The organism is Amycolatopsis sp. WAC 01416 (assembly GCF_003947485.1).
GTDB lineage: Bacteria > Actinomycetota > Actinomycetes > Mycobacteriales > Pseudonocardiaceae > Amycolatopsis.
The window spans coordinates 1-294 of the sequence record NZ_QHHX01000035.1; the positions used below are offsets into that span (position 1 = coordinate 1).

Sequence of the window (294 nt, forward strand, 5' to 3'; positions counted from 1 at the left end):
TCCGGCCATCGTGCGGTTGTGGGACAACGCCTGGGCCGAGTTCGTGCCGTTCCTCGCCTTCGACCCGGAGATCCGCCGGGTGATCTGCTCCACCAACGCCATCGAGAGCGTCAACGCCCGTATCCGCCGCGCCGTCAAAGCCCGTGGCCACTTCCCCAACGAGCAAGCAGCGCTCAAGTGCGTCTACATGGCGATCATGAGCCTCGACCCGACCGGCACCGGCCGCAAACGCTGGACCATGCGCTGGAAACCCGCCTTGAACGCGTTCGAGATCGCCTTCGACGGCCGACTCGC

At 66.3% G+C, this 294-nt stretch carries 1 protein-coding gene; it reads left to right on the forward strand.

The window, feature by feature from the left end; genetic code table 11:
- Positions 1 to 294 (forward strand): transposase (locus tag DL990_RS41180; protein ID WP_199746815.1); only part of this gene is annotated, 294 nt, incomplete at both ends.